Source organism: Escherichia sp. KCJ4928, from assembly GCF_004352695.1.
Lineage (GTDB): Bacteria > Pseudomonadota > Gammaproteobacteria > Enterobacterales > Enterobacteriaceae > ECMA0423.
In genome coordinates this window covers 1-255 of the sequence record NZ_SJWV01000789.1, presented here as the reverse complement: position 1 = coordinate 255, position 255 = coordinate 1, and the positions used below count along the sequence as shown (strand labels likewise).

The window sequence follows — 255 nt, the reverse complement described above, 5'->3', positions numbered from 1 at the left end:
CAGCGGAAATACGTCAGGTGGATGCGCACCTGAAGCGCCTGCGTGAACTGGAAGCCGGTAAGGCCGCCACGGCGCAGCCGGTGAAACAGGCCGGTAACGGGAATGTGGCCGCGGTGGCTTCTGCGCCGGTGATCCGTGTGGAGCAGAAACTGGATAAGGGGATTGGTTTCGCACGTTTTGCCAAATCGCTGGCTGCGGCTAAAGGTGTCCGCTCTGAAGCCCTGGAAGTGGCCCGTCGTCAGTATCCGGATGACA

1 pseudogene is annotated in these 255 nt (G+C 61.2%); it reads left to right on the top strand.

The features are described from left to right. Positions 1-255: pseudogene (locus tag E0D98_RS26790) on the top strand (hypothetical protein); the annotation flags it as partial.